Origin of the sequence: Streptomyces thermodiastaticus, assembly GCF_014656135.1 — a bacterium.
GTDB lineage: Bacteria > Actinomycetota > Actinomycetes > Streptomycetales > Streptomycetaceae > Streptomyces > Streptomyces thermodiastaticus.
The window spans coordinates 25,049-39,088 of the sequence record NZ_BNBV01000009.1 but is presented as its reverse complement, the minus strand read 5'-3'; the positions used below and the strand labels follow the sequence as shown (position 1 = coordinate 39,088).

General features: G+C 72.3%; 16 protein-coding genes. 9 read left to right on the top strand and 7 right to left on the bottom strand.

Going from position 1 to position 14,040, the window contains the following annotated elements; all coding sequences use genetic code 11:
• Positions 1 to 40 precede the first annotated feature (40 nt).
• The 8 genes from IE286_RS11130 (at position 41) to IE286_RS11100 (ending at position 6,674) form a co-directional block, all read left to right on the top strand.
• Positions 41 to 817, top strand: a complete 777-nt coding sequence (locus tag IE286_RS11130) for an amino acid ABC transporter ATP-binding protein (protein ID WP_189796492.1) — start codon at positions 41 to 43, stop codon at positions 815 to 817.
• A gap of 103 nt (positions 818 to 920) precedes the next feature.
• Entirely contained in the window at positions 921 to 1,757 is an 837-nt protein-coding gene (locus IE286_RS11125) for a glutamate ABC transporter substrate-binding protein (protein WP_189796491.1), read from the top strand.
• Positions 1,758 to 1,839: 82 nt separating this feature from the next.
• Complete coding sequence (locus IE286_RS11120; RefSeq protein ID WP_189796490.1) at positions 1,840 to 2,505, top strand: amino acid ABC transporter permease; 666 nt, start codon at positions 1,840 to 1,842, stop codon at positions 2,503 to 2,505.
• Positions 2,502 to 3,392 carry an amino acid ABC transporter permease gene (locus IE286_RS11115; protein ID WP_189796489.1) on the top strand — a complete coding sequence of 297 codons (891 nt, stop codon included), beginning with the start codon at positions 2,502 to 2,504 and terminating at the stop codon, positions 3,390 to 3,392. Before IE286_RS11120 ends, IE286_RS11115 begins: the two co-directional genes overlap by 4 nt.
• 197 nt (positions 3,393 to 3,589) lie before the next feature.
• Positions 3,590 to 5,323 (top strand): FAD-dependent monooxygenase, encoded by a 1,734-nt coding sequence (locus IE286_RS11110; protein ID WP_189796488.1) that lies wholly within the window; start codon positions 3,590 to 3,592, stop codon positions 5,321 to 5,323.
• Between the two features lie 187 nt (positions 5,324 to 5,510).
• Entirely contained in the window at positions 5,511 to 5,597 is an 87-nt protein-coding gene (locus IE286_RS27885) for a putative leader peptide (RefSeq protein WP_372462529.1), read from the top strand.
• A gap of 88 nt (positions 5,598 to 5,685) precedes the next feature.
• On the top strand, positions 5,686 to 6,258 hold the full coding sequence (locus IE286_RS11105) for a cupin domain-containing protein (RefSeq protein ID WP_189796487.1): 573 nt from the start codon (positions 5,686 to 5,688) through the stop codon (positions 6,256 to 6,258).
• Complete coding sequence (locus IE286_RS11100; RefSeq protein ID WP_372462530.1) at positions 6,249 to 6,674, top strand: rhodanese-like domain-containing protein; 426 nt, start codon at positions 6,249 to 6,251, stop codon at positions 6,672 to 6,674. The genes IE286_RS11105 and IE286_RS11100 overlap by 10 nt, the downstream gene beginning before the upstream one ends.
• A gap of 44 nt (positions 6,675 to 6,718) precedes the next feature.
• On the opposite strand, the gene recX is transcribed toward IE286_RS11100, so the two are convergent.
• The 4 genes from recX to IE286_RS11080 form a co-directional block, all read right to left on the bottom strand.
• The gene (recX, locus tag IE286_RS11095) at positions 6,719 to 7,567 is read right to left on the bottom strand and encodes a recombination regulator RecX (RefSeq protein ID WP_189796485.1); all 849 of its coding nucleotides are present in this window, start codon (positions 7,565 to 7,567) and stop codon (positions 6,719 to 6,721) included.
• Positions 7,568 to 7,570: 3 nt separating this feature from the next.
• Positions 7,571 to 8,704 carry a recombinase RecA gene (recA, locus tag IE286_RS11090; protein ID WP_189796484.1) on the bottom strand — a complete coding sequence of 378 codons (1,134 nt, stop codon included), beginning with the start codon at positions 8,702 to 8,704 and terminating at the stop codon, positions 7,571 to 7,573.
• A 377-nt stretch (positions 8,705 to 9,081) separates the two neighbouring features.
• Complete coding sequence (locus IE286_RS11085) at positions 9,082 to 10,410, bottom strand: AI-2E family transporter (RefSeq protein ID WP_372462528.1); 1,329 nt, start codon at positions 10,408 to 10,410, stop codon at positions 9,082 to 9,084.
• A 78-nt stretch (positions 10,411 to 10,488) separates the two neighbouring features.
• Positions 10,489 to 10,683 (bottom strand): DUF3046 domain-containing protein, encoded by a 195-nt coding sequence (locus IE286_RS11080; RefSeq protein ID WP_189796482.1) that lies wholly within the window; start codon positions 10,681 to 10,683, stop codon positions 10,489 to 10,491.
• A gap of 80 nt (positions 10,684 to 10,763) precedes the next feature.
• Here IE286_RS11080 and IE286_RS11075 point away from each other — a divergent pair, with 80 nt between their 5' ends.
• Positions 10,764 to 11,708: a hypothetical protein gene (locus IE286_RS11075; RefSeq protein WP_189796481.1), complete on the top strand. Its 945-nt coding sequence runs from the start codon at positions 10,764 to 10,766 to the stop codon at positions 11,706 to 11,708.
• A 200-nt stretch (positions 11,709 to 11,908) separates the two neighbouring features.
• Here the strand turns inward: IE286_RS11075 and IE286_RS11070 are convergent, their stop codons facing one another.
• Genes IE286_RS11070 through IE286_RS11060 form a run of 3 tightly spaced genes read right to left on the bottom strand, consistent with a single transcriptional unit; the run spans position 11,909 to position 13,913 of the window.
• The gene (locus IE286_RS11070) at positions 11,909 to 12,217 is read right to left on the bottom strand and encodes an AzlD domain-containing protein (RefSeq protein WP_189796480.1); all 309 of its coding nucleotides are present in this window, start codon (positions 12,215 to 12,217) and stop codon (positions 11,909 to 11,911) included.
• Positions 12,214 to 13,047: an AzlC family ABC transporter permease gene (locus IE286_RS11065; protein ID WP_229862336.1), complete on the bottom strand. Its 834-nt coding sequence runs from the start codon at positions 13,045 to 13,047 to the stop codon at positions 12,214 to 12,216. The genes IE286_RS11070 and IE286_RS11065 overlap by 4 nt, the downstream gene beginning before the upstream one ends.
• The gene (locus tag IE286_RS11060; RefSeq protein WP_189796479.1) at positions 13,044 to 13,913 is read right to left on the bottom strand and encodes an AraC family transcriptional regulator; all 870 of its coding nucleotides are present in this window, start codon (positions 13,911 to 13,913) and stop codon (positions 13,044 to 13,046) included. The genes IE286_RS11065 and IE286_RS11060 overlap by 4 nt, the downstream gene beginning before the upstream one ends.
• Between the last annotated feature and the right edge of the window lie 127 nt (positions 13,914 to 14,040).

The window sequence follows — 14,040 nt, the reverse complement described above, 5'->3', positions numbered from 1 at the left end:
TACTGTCCCTCGAAACCGAGGAGGACGGAGCCTGTAAGCGATGACCGCAGTATCGGTGGCCAAGGAAGACGTGGCCGCGAGCAACGATCTGGTCGTCCTGAAGAGCGTCAACAAGCACTTCGGCGCGTTGCACGTGCTCCAGGACATCGACCTGACGATCTCCCGCGGCGAGGTCGTCGTGGTCATCGGGCCCTCGGGGTCCGGGAAGTCCACCCTGTGCCGCACCATCAACCGTCTGGAGACCATCGACTCCGGTTCGATCACCATCGACGGCAAGCCGCTGCCCCAGGAGGGCAAGGAGCTGGCCCGGTTGCGCGCCGACGTCGGGATGGTCTTCCAGTCCTTCAATCTCTTCGCGCACAAGACCGTGCTGGAGAACGTGACCCTGGGCCAGGTCAAGGTCCGCCGGCTGGACAAGAAGACGGCCGAGGAGCGGGCCCGGGCGCTGCTGGACCGGGTGGGTGTGGGCGCGCAGGCCGACAAGTACCCCGCGCAGCTCTCCGGTGGCCAGCAGCAGCGTGTGGCCATCGCTCGGGCCCTGGCCATGGAGCCGAAGGTCATGCTCTTCGACGAGCCGACCTCCGCGCTGGACCCGGAGATGATCAACGAGGTGCTGGAGGTCATGCAGCAGCTCGCCCGGGACGGCATGACGATGATCGTCGTCACCCATGAGATGGGCTTCGCCCGGTCGGCCGCGAACCGGGTGGTCTTCATGGCCGACGGCCGGATCGTCGAACAGGCGACACCGGACCAGTTCTTCAGCAATCCGCGCAGCGACCGTGCCAAGGACTTCCTGTCGAAGATCCTGCACCACTGACGCCTCCCGAGGTACACGGACGGCGTCCCGTCCCCTCCCGCGGCGACGCCGTCACCCGCCTCGTGCGGGCCCCGACTCCTCACCTCAGCAAAGGACACGCAGCATGAAGCTCCGCAAGGTCACCGCCGCCTCGGCCGTCGTGCTCGCCCTCGCCGTGACCGCCACGGCCTGCGGCTCGAACGACGACAAGGACTCCGGTTCGTCCGGCGGCGGCAAGAAGATCGCCATCGGCATCAAGTTCGACCAGCCGGGCATCGGCCAGAAGACCCCGCAGGGCTACACCGGCTTCGACGTGGACGTGGCCAAGTACGTCGCCAAGAAGCTCGGCTACGACGAGGACCAGATCCAGTGGAAGGAGGCCAAGAGCGCCGACCGCGAGACCATGCTGCAGCGCGGTGACGTGCAGTTCATCGCCGCCTCCTACTCGATCACCCCGGAGCGCGAGAAGAAGGTCGACTTCGCCGGGCCGTACCTGCTGGCCCACCAGGACGTCCTGGTCCGCGCGGACGACGACTCCATCAAGTCGCCGGCCGACCTCAACAGCAAGAAGCTCTGCTCGGTGACCGGCTCGACCTCGGCGCAGAACATCAAGGACAAGCTGGCGCCCAAGGCGAACCTGCTGAAGTACCCGACGTACTCGGCGTGTCTGACCGGTCTGCAGAACAAGGCCGTCGACGCGCTGACCACGGACGACTCGATCCTCGCCGGATACGCCTCCCAGGCCCAGTTCAAGGGCAAGTTCAAGCTGGGCGGCTTCAAGATGACCAACGAGAACTACGGCATCGGCGTCAAGAAGGGCAGCGACCTCAAGGACAAGATCAACAAGGCCCTGGAGGAGATGGTCGCGGACGGTTCCTGGGAGAAGGCCGTGAAGGCCAACTTCGGCCCGGCGAACTACCAGTACGACCCTGCCCCGAAGATCGGCGACGTCAAGCCCTGACCTGGCACCGCGGGTGCGCCGTCCTCAGTGAGGGCGGCGCACCCGGGACCCGGCCCCTTCACACGCGGAAGCGCGGGAGATCGTGTTCGACTTTCTTTCAGGCTATGACCTGCTGGGAGCCTTCTGGGTGACCGTGCAGCTCACGCTGCTCGCCGCCGTCGGCTCCCTGGTCTGGGGCACCCTGCTGGCCGCCATGCGGGTCGGTCCGGTGCCTCTCATGCGCGGTTTCGGCACCGCCTACGTCAACATCGTGCGGAACATCCCGCTGACGGTGATCATCCTCTTCACCTCACTGGGCCTGAACCAGACCCTCGGGGTGAGTCTCGGCTCGCAGGATTTCGACACCATCAACTTCCGGCTCGCCGTGCTCGGTCTGGTCGCCTACACCTCGGCGTTCGTCTGCGAGGCGATCCGCTCCGGCATCAACACGGTGCCGGTCGGGCAGGCGGAGGCGGCCCGCGCGCTCGGGCTGAACTTCACGCAGGTGCTGACCCTGGTGGTGTTGCCGCAGGCGTTCCGCTCGGTGGTCGGCCCGCTGACCAACGTCCTGATCGCGCTCACCAAGAACACCACGGTGGCCGCCGCGATCGGCGTGGCCGAGGCGGCCCTGCTGATGAAGGAGATGATCGAGAACGAGGCGGAACTGCTGCTGATCTCCGCGGTCTTCGCGTTCGGCTTCGTGGTCCTGACGCTGCCGACCGGCCTGATCCTCGGCTGGGTGGGCAAGAAGGTGGCGGTGAAGCGATGAGCGGTTCGTCGGTCCTGTACGACGCGCAGGGGCCCCGGGCCAGGCTGCGCAACGTCGTCTACACGGTCGTGTTCGTCCTCGCCCTGGTGGCCCTGGTGTGGTGGGTGTACCGCAGCCTGAGCGACAAGGGACAGCTGGACTGGGAGAAGTGGAAGCCGTTCTTCTCCGGGTCCGAGGCGTGGACCACGTACATCCTGCCGGGTCTGAAGAACACACTGATCGCGGCCGCCGTGTCGATGCTGATTGCGCTGCCCCTCGGCGCGTTGTTCGGCATCGCGCGCCTGTCCGACCATGTGTGGATCCGGGTGCCGGCCGCGGTGATCGTGGAGTTCTTCCGGGCCATCCCGGTGCTGATCCTGATGATCTTCGGGAACGCGCTGTTCTCCGAGTACACCTCGGTCAGCTCCGACGACCGCCCGCTGTACGCCGTCGTCACCGGCCTGGTCCTGTACAACTCCTCCGTCCTCGCCGAGATCGTCCGCGCGGGCATCCTGGCCCTGCCCAAGGGGCAGACGGAGGCCGCCCAGGCCATCGGCCTGCGCAAGACCCAGACCATGACGTCGATCCTGCTGCCGCAGGCGGTCACCGCGATGCTGCCGGCGATCGTCAGCCAGCTGGTGGTGATCGTGAAGGACACCGCGCTCGGCGGCGCGATCCTCACCTTCCCCGAGCTGCTGGCCGCGGTCTCCCCGATGAGCTCGTACTACGGTGCGAACACCATCGCCAGTTTCACGATCGTCGCAGTGATCTTCGTGCTGCTCAATTTCAGCCTCACCAGCTTCGCGAGCTGGCTGGAGCGGAGGCTGCGGCGCCGCAAGAAGTCGACGGGCGCGGTCCTCGCCCCGGCCGCGGTGGGCGGCACCGAGTCGGCGGGGGCGACCGTCTGACGGTACGTCATGCCGCCTCGCGGGCAGGTGGCGTGAAGACGTGTGAACGGACGGCGGTGGAGTGATCACCACCGCCGCCGTCGCTTGACGCAAGCAGCGGCAATGGGTTGCATACGTTCTGTGATCGTGCACCCTGCTCCGACTGTCTGTTCACATCCCTCCGTCAGGACACCGCTGCGGGCAGGGGGCGCCGCGCCGTGGACCCGGTGATCGTCGTCGGCGCGGGGCCCGTCGGGCTCACGCTCGCACTGGCCCTGGCGCGCCAGGGCGTGCCGTCCGTGGTGCTGGACGAGACACCGGGCCGGGACACTCCGCGCGCCGCGCGCACCGTGGTGCTGCACGAGGACACCGCCGCGCTGGTGGAACGGCTGGCCGGGACGTCCCTCGACGGGGCCGGGCTGCGCTGGACGGGATGGCGGGCGCTGCGGCGCAAGCAGGTGACGCACGAAGTCGTCTTCAGCGGCGCCTCCGACGCCCTGCCGCCCGGCGTGCGCGGTGCGCTGACCGCCGCCCGCGGGGCACGCGGCGCCGACGGGGCGTTCGGTGCCGGCTCCGGCGGCTCGCAGGACGCCGTCCCCGACGGTGTCGTCACGGCCGGACCGGCGCCGCTGCACATCGCCCAGCACCTGCTCACCGACATCCTGCGCGCTGCCGCCGCCCGCGAGCCGTTGGTCGAACTCGCCGTGGACAGCCGGCTGGACGCCGTGGAACAGGAGGCCTCGGGCGTCACCGCGCACACCCGCGGGCCCTCGGGGACCTGGCGGCGCGGCAGTTATCTGGTGGGCTGCGACGGGTCGCGGTCGACCGTGCGGAAACTGCAGGACATCCGCTTCCCCGGCCGCACGGCCGTGGAACGGTACGCCGTGGCGGCGCTGCGCACGGAGCTTCCCTGGCCCGGGGAAGCGTTCCTGCACCGGATGCCGCCGTGGCGGACGACCAACCCCTTCGCCGGAGAGATCGTCGCGCGTCCGCTCCCGGACGGCGTGTGGAGGCTGGACTGGCTGCTGCCGCCCGGCAAGGACCTGATCACGCCCGAACTGGTGGTCACCTGGATCAGGGAGACCCTGGGCGGCTGGACCGGCGAGACGACCGTGTCGTACGAACTGCTGGACACCGGGGTGCACACGGTGCACCACCGGCTGGCCCGGCGCTGGCGGGCGGGGCGGGTCTTCCTCGCCGGGGACGCGGCGCACCTGCTGGGCTCCTGCGGCACCCACGGCCTCGACGAGGGCCTGCGCGACGCCGACAACCTCGCCTGGAAGCTGGCCGCGGTCTGGCACGACGGACCGCACGAGACCCTGCTGGACAGCTACCAGGCCGAACGGCGTGCCTGCGTCTCCGCCCGGCTGCGCGCCGCGGACCGGGTGCTGCCCGCACTGCGCGGCCGGGGCGGCCTGCGCACGCTCGTCCCGGGGGCGGCCCGCGGGCAGCAGACGCTGCTCATGGAGGGTCACCTGGGGCGCGGAACGCTCGGCGCGCCGGGGTCGTACGCCGCCTCGCCGCTCGCGGCGCCGCCCTGCGAGGCCGAGGTCCCGGTGGACACCCCGCCCGGCGCGCAGGTCGTCGACGTGCCGGTGACCGCGGAGGACGGCACCGTCGTGCCGCTGCGGGAGCGCCTGGGACGCAGGGCGCTGCTGGTGGTGCTGGTGGCACCGGGGTCGTCGGTGTGGGACCGCCGGCACTGGGTGAGCGCCGGGATCATGCCCCGGCTGGCCGCCGCGGTGACCGCGCTGCCGCACCCCGCCGAACTGCTGGTCGCCGAGCGCTACCCGGGCGCGGCCCCGCACACCGTGCTCCTGGTCCGGCCGGACGGGCACCTGGTCACCGCGCTGAACGGGGTGCGCCCGGCCGATCTGTACGCGGCAGCGGAGGCGACACTGGGCGGTCCGGCACCCAGCACGACGACTCGCGAGCAGGCCGCAGCACGGTGAACGGCACCCTGCGCGGCGGGCGGTGAGCCGCTCCCGCGCGCGGCGGGCGCGCCGGGTGCGGACGCGACACCGGCTGCAGGCGCGGAGGGGCGGCGGGCGAGAGGGGCGGTGACGTGCGCCGTCGGTGCTCCGTCCGGAGAATGGGCGCCGGTTGACCGGCCCGGACCGCCATGGTGTACTCCGGTCCATGAACGACACCGATGTGCGCCTGTGGCGGAGGGTCCACATGGACCTCGTCCGCTATGCGGGCTGCGTGTGTCGCCCGTCCCGCTGAACGGCATTCCCCCTCACCTCTTCCGCGCGCGTCGCTGCCCGTGTGCTGCCGCGCGCTGTCCCGCGAACGTTCTCCAGGACGGTGTCACGTGTCTTTCCTGCCTTCCTTCTCCGCGCCCACCCCCACGCCTGTCTCCTCCGGCTCGGCTGCCTTCGCCGCGCCTGCCGCGCCGCCCACGCAGGCCGAACTCCTCGACTTCGCCCGCCGTGCCGCCGCCGATCCCCAACTGATCGCCTCGCTGCCGCTGGACCCGCAGGGCCGCACCTGGGTGCGCCTGGACGGGCCCGGGGGCAGCGAGGCCTGGCTGATCGGCTGGCCGCCCGGCAGCGGCACCGGCTGGCACGACCACGCCGACTCGATCGGCGCCTTCGTCACGGCGGCCGGTGAACTGACCGAGCACGCGCTCGCCGCCCGCATCCCCACGGACGGCTGGAAAACCCTGGAACTCACCGACGGCGTGGACCGTTCACGGCGGCTGCCGGCCGGGCAGGGCCGCTCCTTCGGACGGCACCACGTCCACGAGGTGCTCAACGAGTCCGCCGAGCGGCACGCGATCTCCGTGCACGCCTACTACCCGCCGCTGCCCCGGATCCGCCGCTACAGCCGCACCGGTCGGATTCTGCGCCTGGAGCAGGTCGAGCACCCGGAGGACTGGCAGTGAGCGAGGACCGTCGGCCGGCCGGCATCGACGCACTGCTCGAGCGGGTGCGCCGGACCTACCGGCGTGTCGAGCCGCTGGAGGCGCACACCGCCGCCCGGGACGGCGAAGCACTGCTCGTGGACATCCGGTATGCGGCGCTGCGCGAGCGGGACGGGCTCATTCCCGGTGCCGTGGTGGTGGAGCGCAACGAACTGGAGTGGCGGCTGGATCCGCTGGGCAGCCACCGCCTCCCCGAGGCCACCGGCCATGACCTGCGGGTGATCGTGGTGTGCAACGAGGGATACGCCTCCAGCCTGGCGGTCGCCTCCCTGCACCAGCTGGGTCTGCACCGGGCGACCGATGTGATCGGCGGGTTCCAGGCGTGGCGGGCGGCCGGCCTTCCGGTGCGGCCGCATCGGCCGCCGCAGGCGCCGTAGCCGGCGGCTGTCGGGGACGTCTCCCGGGGGCTCCAGGCTCCGCCTCAGCAGCTGTCGTCGTCGAGGAAGGCCGTGTCCTCGCCTTCCTCCTCCAGCGCCTGGCGGACCACCCGCAGGGCCAGGCCCTGGGAGTACCCCTTGCGGGCGAGCATGCCGGCGAGGCGGCGTATCCGTCGGTCGCGGTCCAGGCCCCGGGTGGCGCGCAGCTTGCGGGCGACCAGCTCGCGTGCGGTGTCCTCCTCCCGCTCGGCGTCGAGCCGGCCGACGGCCTCGTCGATCAGGGCGGTGTCCACGCCCTTGGTCCGCAGTTCCTGGACGAGCGCACGCCGGGCGAGGCCGCGTCCATGATGCCGGGACTCCACCCAGGCGTTGGCGAACGCGCCGTCGTCGATGAGCCCGACCTCCTCGAAGCGGGAGAGCACCGCTTCCGCGACGTCGTCCGGGATCTCCCGCTTGCGCAGGGCGTCGGCGAGCTGTCTGCGGGTGCGTGGAGTCCCGGTGAGCAGGCGCAGGCAGATCGCACGCGCCCGCTCCACCGGGTCCCCCGAAGGCTCCCCCTGCTCGGCCCTCGACGAGGAAGAGGTGCCCCCGCCCGCCGCGGACGCCGCGCCGGTCCCGCGCCGGCCTCGTCCGCGCCCGCCGCGCGACCCGCCGTCACGCAGGCCGCCCCGGCGTGAGCCGTCCAACGGCGCGCCGGTCACGGCATCGTCGCTGTCCTGTGGTCCCGGGCCGTCGTCGTACGCGTGGTCATCGTCCGGTCCGTACGGCGTCTGTTGGCCGTGGAGTCCGGTGCCGAGAGGACCGGTGCCGTTCCCGGTGCCCGTCCCCCGCGGGGCACCGAGAGCGAGGTGCTCGTCGTACGCGTACTCCGCCCAGTCGGTTCGCCGTGTCACGGATCAGCTCTTGGCCGCGACGGCCTTGGGCTTGCCGGCCTTGGCCGGTGCCGGTGCCGGTGCCGGTGCCGGAACGCTTTTGGCCGCGTCCTCCGCGGCGGACGCCGCGGCCGCGCCCTGCTCGGCGGCGGGCTCCTCCGAGCGGACGCCGACGCCCAGCTTCTCCTTGATCTTCTTCTCGATCTCGTTCGCCAGGTCGGGGTTGTCCCTGAGGAAGTTGCGCGCGTTCTCCTTGCCCTGGCCGAGCTGATCGCCCTCGTAGGTGTACCAGGCGCCGGCCTTGCGGATGAAGCCGTGCTCCACACCCATGTCGATCAGTCCGCCCTCGCGGCTGATGCCCTGGCCGTAGAGGATGTCGAACTCGGCCTGCTTGAAGGGCGGGGCGACCTTGTTCTTGACGACCTTGACGCGGGTGCGGTTGCCGACCGCCTCCGTGCCGTCCTTTAGGGTCTCGATGCGGCGGATGTCCAGGCGCACCGAGGCGTAGAACTTCAGCGCACGGCCACCGGTGGTGGTCTCCGGCGAGCCGAACATCACGCCGACCTTCTCGCGCAGCTGGTTGATGAAGATCGCGGTGGTCTTGGACTGGTTGAGCGCACCGGTGATCTTGCGCAGGGCCTGGCTCATCAGCCGGGCCTGCAGACCCACGTGGCTGTCGCCCATCTCGCCCTCGATCTCCGCGCGCGGGACGAGTGCGGCGACGGAGTCGATGACGATCAGGTCGAGCGCGCCGGAGCGGACCAGCATGTCCACGATCTCCAGCGCCTGCTCGCCGTTGTCCGGCTGGGAGAGGATCAGCTGGTCGATGTCGACGCCCAGCTTCTTGGCGTACTCGGGGTCGAGGGCGTGCTCCGCGTCCACGAAGGCGACCTGGCCGCCGGCCTTCTGCGCGTTCGCCACGGCGTGCAGCGTCAGGGTCGTCTTGCCGGAGGACTCCGGTCCGTAGATCTCCACGACACGGCCGCGCGGCAGACCACCGACACCCAGGGCCACGTCGAGCGCGGTCGACCCGGTCGGGATGACCTCGATGGGCTCCTTCGACCGCTCGCCCATGCGCATGACCGCGCCCTTGCCGAATTGCCGTTCAATCTGCGCGAGCGCGGCGTCGAGCGCCTTCTCGCGGTCGGTTCCTGCCATGGGTTCCACCCGGTTTGCTTGAGTCGATCGCTTCACGCCGAAGACGCTAACGCCTGCCACTGACAACGCGCCTCGACGCACATCCGGCCTGTGGACAACCAGGGATCACACTATCCCAAACACGGACGAAATCCCCTTCGTCCTGTCTCACCGGAGCCCTTATAAGAATAGATGTTCGATTTTTGTGTCAAGCTCACCACCCCGCCCCGGCCGCCCGGTGACGCCTCCGCCGCATACCGGCTCCCCCGCCTGCGCGCCGGGCCGATACGGCCGCACGCCCGGCCTGCCGACCGCCGCCGCAGCCACTCCCCCACGGTCCCGGGCGCTCCCGGACGGGCCCGGGCGGCGACCGCGACGGCCGGCGCCCGAGCACCGCGTCACCCTCCGGCCACGCCCTCCCCGGCCGCCTCCGGCTCCTGCGCCGGAGCGTCCGCCGTCCTCCCGTGGTCCGCCGCGGCACCGGCGTCGTCCTCGCCCCTGGACCGCGCCCACACCTGCCGCGCACGGGCGAGCAGGCCCGGTGCGGTGCCCCGGCCGCCCGGGTGGCCGTGGATACGGGGGTCGTCCATGACCGCGTACCGCTTGACGTAGACCCTCAGGAACGCCTGGAGCGTGGCCACGGCGGGGATGGCGATCAGCGCGCCGACCGCGCCGAGCAGCGCGGTGCCCGCGATCACCGACCCGAAGGCCACGGCGGGATGGACGTCGACCGTCTTCGAGGTGAGCTTGGGCTGCAGCATGTAGTTCTCGAACTGCTGGTAGACCACCACGAACACCAGAACCCACAGCGCGTACCACGGGTCGACCGTGAACGCGATCAGCATCGGCAGGGCACCCGCGAGATAGGTGCCGATGGTGGGCACGAACTGCGAGACCAGCCCCACCCAGACGCCGAGCACAGGTGCGTAGGGCACGTCGAGGATCTGCAGCACGATGTAGTGGGCGACGCCCGAGACCAGCGCCATCAGGCCGCGCGAGTACAGATAGCCGCCGGTCTTGGCGACGGCGATCTCCCAGGCGCGCAGCACCTCCGCCTGGCGGGCGGGCGGCAGCACGGAGCACAGCGCCCGGCGCAGCCGCGGCCCGTCGGCGGCGAAGTAGAACGAGAACAGCGTGACCGTCAGCAGCTGGAACAGACCGCCGAGGACCTGCGTGGACACGTCGAGCACGCCCTCCGCGCCGTTCTGCGCGTAGGTGCGCAGCCAGTCGGAGTGGAGCAGCCCCTCCTGGATGTCCACCCGGCGCAGCTGGGTGTGGAAGGTGGCGTTGGCCCAGTTGACGAGGGAGTCGAGGTACTCGGGCAGCCCCTCGATCATCTTCACGATCTGCCCGGCCAGTATCGAGCCGAGCAGGACGACGAAGCCCGTCGTCGCGGCCGCCAGGGCCAGGAAGACCAGGAAGGTGGCGAGGCCGCGGCGTATGCCGTGGGCGGCCATGCGGCTGACCGCCGGCTCGATCGCCAGGGCCAGGAAGAACGCGATCAGGATGTTGATCAGCAGCCCGGTCACCTGGTGGAAGGCCCAGCTGCCCAGCTGGAAGGCGGCGATCAGTGCGAGCGCGAGCACCATGGCGCGCGGCAGCCAGTGCGGCATGCGATCACGGCCGCCCCGCCCGTCGGGTCTGCCGGCCGCAGTCCGGCCGGGCGGCGTCGTACCGGTCGAGGGTGCCTGCCGGGCCGCGTGCCCGGACTCTTCAGTGGGTACCACGGTGCCAGTCTCGCCCACGCCGCCGACAGGTCCGCACGGACCCGTTCCACTTCCGCCAGGTCCTGCGCTTCCGCCAGGTCAGCGTTTCTCCCGCGGGACGTCCATGACCTGGCAGACCACCCGCCAGACGTCCTTCGCGTCCCAGCCGGCCGCCAGTGCCTCGTGCACCGTGCGCCCGCCCAGCTCCGACATCACATGATCGCGTGCGAAGGTGTCGGCGTACCCCGCTCCGAAGTGCTCCGCCATCCGCTCCCAGAAGACCGTCAACCGCATGCAGCCCAGTATCCCGCCCCCGGTGCGCCCCGGAGCGGGATATTCCTGCGGCGGCCGCTTCCCGCCCTACGGTCTGTCGCATGCCCGAAACTCGAGCCTGCCCCCTGCCGGTGCCGTCCGCGGCGTCCTCTCCGCTGCGACGTGCCGAGCACTTCGTGTGGCTGACCGCGCGCGTGCTGGAGCAGCGGCTGTTCGCGTACCACTTCCTGCACGGCGCCGCCGACCCGGTGGAGACGGCGCTGGACGCCTACCGGACCGACGGCTTCGGATACGGCCACGCGCTGGAGCCCGAGCTGCGCGGCCCCGCCGGCCATCCGCTGCACACCGCCCGCGCGCTGCGGGTGCTGGACGCCATCGGCCGGTGCGACGCCCGGCGAGCCGAGCGGGTGTGCCGCTACCTGACCTCGGTCTCCACCCCGGACGGCGCGCTGCCCGCCATGCTCCCCGACGGGCTCCCCGGTGCGGCGGCGTCCCCTGGACCCGCGGCGCAGACTCCGGCGGGCGATCTTCTGACCACCGGGCCGGTGGTGGGCCTGCTGCACCGCAATCAGGTGTGGCACGCGTGGCTGTTCAGGGCGACCGAATTCTGCTGGCGGCGGGTCGAGACGCTGGATGCGACCCGACCGTGCGAGGTGCAGGCGGCCGTCGCCTTCCTGGACGGGGTTCCCGACCGTCCGCGCGCGCGGGCGGCCGCCGGGCGGCTGGGCCGTCTGGTGCGTGAGCGGCGCCTCGCGGTGCTGGACCCCGACCTGCGCGAGTCGTGGCCGCTCGCGCCGGGGCACGCGCCGGGCGAGCGCCTGTTCCCGCACGACTTCGCCGCCACACCGCACTCCGTGGCGCGCGCCTGGTTCACGGACGAGGAGATGGACCGCTCCCTGGACTTCCTGGCCGGCCGGCAGCAGGAGGACGGCGGCTGGCCGGTCACCCGGCGCCCGTGGGCGCCCGGCACGGAGCGGGAGGCCCGTCCCATGGTGACGATCGAGGCGTTGTGCACCCTGCGGGCGTACGGCCGCGCCATCGCCTGAGGACGACGGCGCGGCAGGGGGCACGCCGGATCACCGGGCGCGCGACGGAGCGCGGAGAGGATGCTGAGGCACGCCCCGGCGATACGGACGCCCCGGCGATACGGCGCACGCCCCGGACGCATCCGCTCCGGTGCTGGGGCGCCGCCCGCCCCGGGCCTGTGCCTCCCTCCTCCGCTCACCCGGCCGGCGCACGCCTGCGCTCACCCGCCCAGCGCACGCACGCCCGCGGTCACCACCACGGCCGCGGCCACCACCAGGAGGAAGGGGGCGCGCAGCAGCAGTGCCACGGCCGCGGCCGCGAGCCCGGCGGCCCGCGCGTCCAGGACGAGATGCCGGCCGTCGGCGAAGGTCTGCTGCGCGGTCAGCGCGGCGAGCAGGGCCACGGGCAGGAGTGCGGCGAGCCGCTTGACCAGGGGTTTCTCCAGCACGCCGGCCGGAACCAGCAGCCCGGCGAGCTTGACGGCGTAGCAGCCGACGAAGGTCACGCCGATCGCGATCCAGGTGTTCACCGGTCGTCCTCCCCCGCGCCGCTCCCGGTCGTCTCCGGTATGCCGTGCGTGCCGTCGGCCGTTCCCGCCCCGCCCGCGGGCGTGGGGGCGCCGCGCGTGCGGCGGCCCGCCAGGAACAGCACGGCCGGCGCGGCCGACGCCGCCGCGAGGACGGGCACCCCGGCCGGCAGCACGGGCAGCAGGCCCAGCCCGAGGAGCACGGCGAGCGCGGCCACCGCACGCTCGGCAGCGGTCTTCAGCATGGGCGCGAGCAGGGCGAGGAACACGGCCGGCCCGGCCGCGTCCAGGCCCCAGGCGCCGGTGTCGCCGAGGGCCCTCGCCCCCAGCGCGCCCAGCAGCGTGGTCAGGTTCCACAGCAGGTACAGACAGGCCCCGGTCACGGTGAACCCGATCCGGGCGGCGCGCCGGGAGGGCTGGGCGAGCGTCACCGCGGTGGTCTCGTCGATGACCCACTGGGCGGCCAGGGGCCGCAGTGCGCGCGACAGGGCCAGCAGCTGGGACAACCGCAGCCCGTAGAAGGCGTTGCGCACCCCCAGGAAGAAGGCGCCCGCCGCCGCCGTGAACGGGCCGCTCCCGGCCGCCAGGGCTCCCACCAGCGCGAACTGGGAGGCGCCGGTGAACACCAGCAGGCTGAGCGCGCAGGTCTGGGTCACGGTCAAGCCGCTGCCCGCGGAGGTCACCCCGAAGGCGAAGCCGGACAGGCCGACGGCGATGCCGACTCCGAGGGCGTCCCGGACGACGGCGGCGTCCGGCTTGCCCGCGCCGGCCTGCCCCGCGCCCGTGCCGGTGCGACCCGCGCCCGTGTCGGTGCAAGTGGTCCGATGCGTCACGCCCCGGACGGTAGGAGCAGCCGCGGCCGGGTGTCTTGTACGTTCTTGCGCTCCCGCTGGTAGGCGCCCGGAGGGACGCCCACGATCCGGGAGAAGTGGCGGCTCAGGTGCGACTGGTCGGTGAAGCCGACGGCCGCCGCGGCCTCGGCCGGGGCGACGCCGCGGTCCAGCAGCTGCCGGGCCCGGCGCACCCGGGCGTCGGTGAGCCAGGTGTGCGGGGGCATGCCGTAGACGCTGCGGAAGGCGCGCAGCAGGGCGAAGGGGCTCGTCGACAGGTCGGCCGCGAGCTGGTGCAGGGTCGGCGGCTCGGCCATGCGCTCCTGAAGGACGGCACGGGCGCGGGCGGCGGTGCGGGCGCCCGCCGTGCGCACCTCGCGCCGGGGCAGCGCTGTGCCGTTCAGTCGCAGCAGCCGCGTCACGGCAACCCTGAGCAGCGTGTCGGCGGCGAGCGCGTTGCCCTCGTCGGTGGCCCGCAGCACCTGGTGCACCAGCGCCGCCGCGTACGGGTCGTCCAGGACGGGGCTGACGAAGCCCGGGGTGCCCCGTATGCGGGTGGTCTCGGCGGCGATCTCCGCGACCAGTCCGGGCGCCGGGTAGACGGCCCCGTAGCGCCATCCCGTGGGCACTCCCGCCCGGCCCGTGTGCGGGGTGTCGGGATTGATCAGCGCCAGCGATCCCGGACCGGCGTACTGGTCGCCTCCGCGGTGGTCGAACACCTCCACGCCCTCGGCGATGGCGGCGATCACGAAGTGCTCGTGGGTGTGACGCGTGAACTCCTTGCGGACGTACCGGGCGCGCAGCAGGTCGACACCGGGCAGTTCTTCGTACCGCCAGTGCCGTGCGTGTTCCCGACGCGCTGCCGCCATGGGCCCATTGTCCGCTCCGGTTCGGCGGGCACCGGGAGGCGGCCCGGCGGCCCGGTCCGGCGAAGCCGGTGAAAGTGCGGGTCAGCCGGGTGGTGGTGGGCCTTCCGCCCCGGATTGTCAGTGGCCG

Bases quoted from the DNA above. Each gene is read 5' to 3' on its own strand.
- IE286_RS11130 (WP_189796492.1), top strand. From the start codon at position 41: ATGACCGCAGTATCGGTGGCCAAGGAAGACGTGGCCGCGAGCAACGAT.
- IE286_RS11125 (WP_189796491.1), top strand. From the start codon at position 921: ATGAAGCTCCGCAAGGTCACCGCCGCCTCGGCCGTCGTGCTCGCCCTC.
- IE286_RS11115 (WP_189796489.1), top strand. From the start codon at position 2,502: ATGAGCGGTTCGTCGGTCCTGTACGACGCGCAGGGGCCCCGGGCCAGG.
- IE286_RS27885 (WP_372462529.1), top strand. From the start codon at position 5,511: ATGAACGACACCGATGTGCGCCTGTGGCGGAGGGTCCACATGGACCTC.
- recA (WP_189796484.1), bottom strand. From the start codon at position 8,704: ATGGCAGGAACCGACCGCGAGAAGGCGCTCGACGCCGCGCTCGCGCAG.
- IE286_RS11080 (WP_189796482.1), bottom strand. From the start codon at position 10,683: ATGCGGTTGACGGTCTTCTGGGAGCGGATGGCGGAGCACTTCGGAGCG.
- IE286_RS11075 (WP_189796481.1), top strand. From the start codon at position 10,764: ATGCCCGAAACTCGAGCCTGCCCCCTGCCGGTGCCGTCCGCGGCGTCC.
- IE286_RS11060 (WP_189796479.1), bottom strand. From the start codon at position 13,913: ATGGCGGCAGCGCGTCGGGAACACGCACGGCACTGGCGGTACGAAGAA.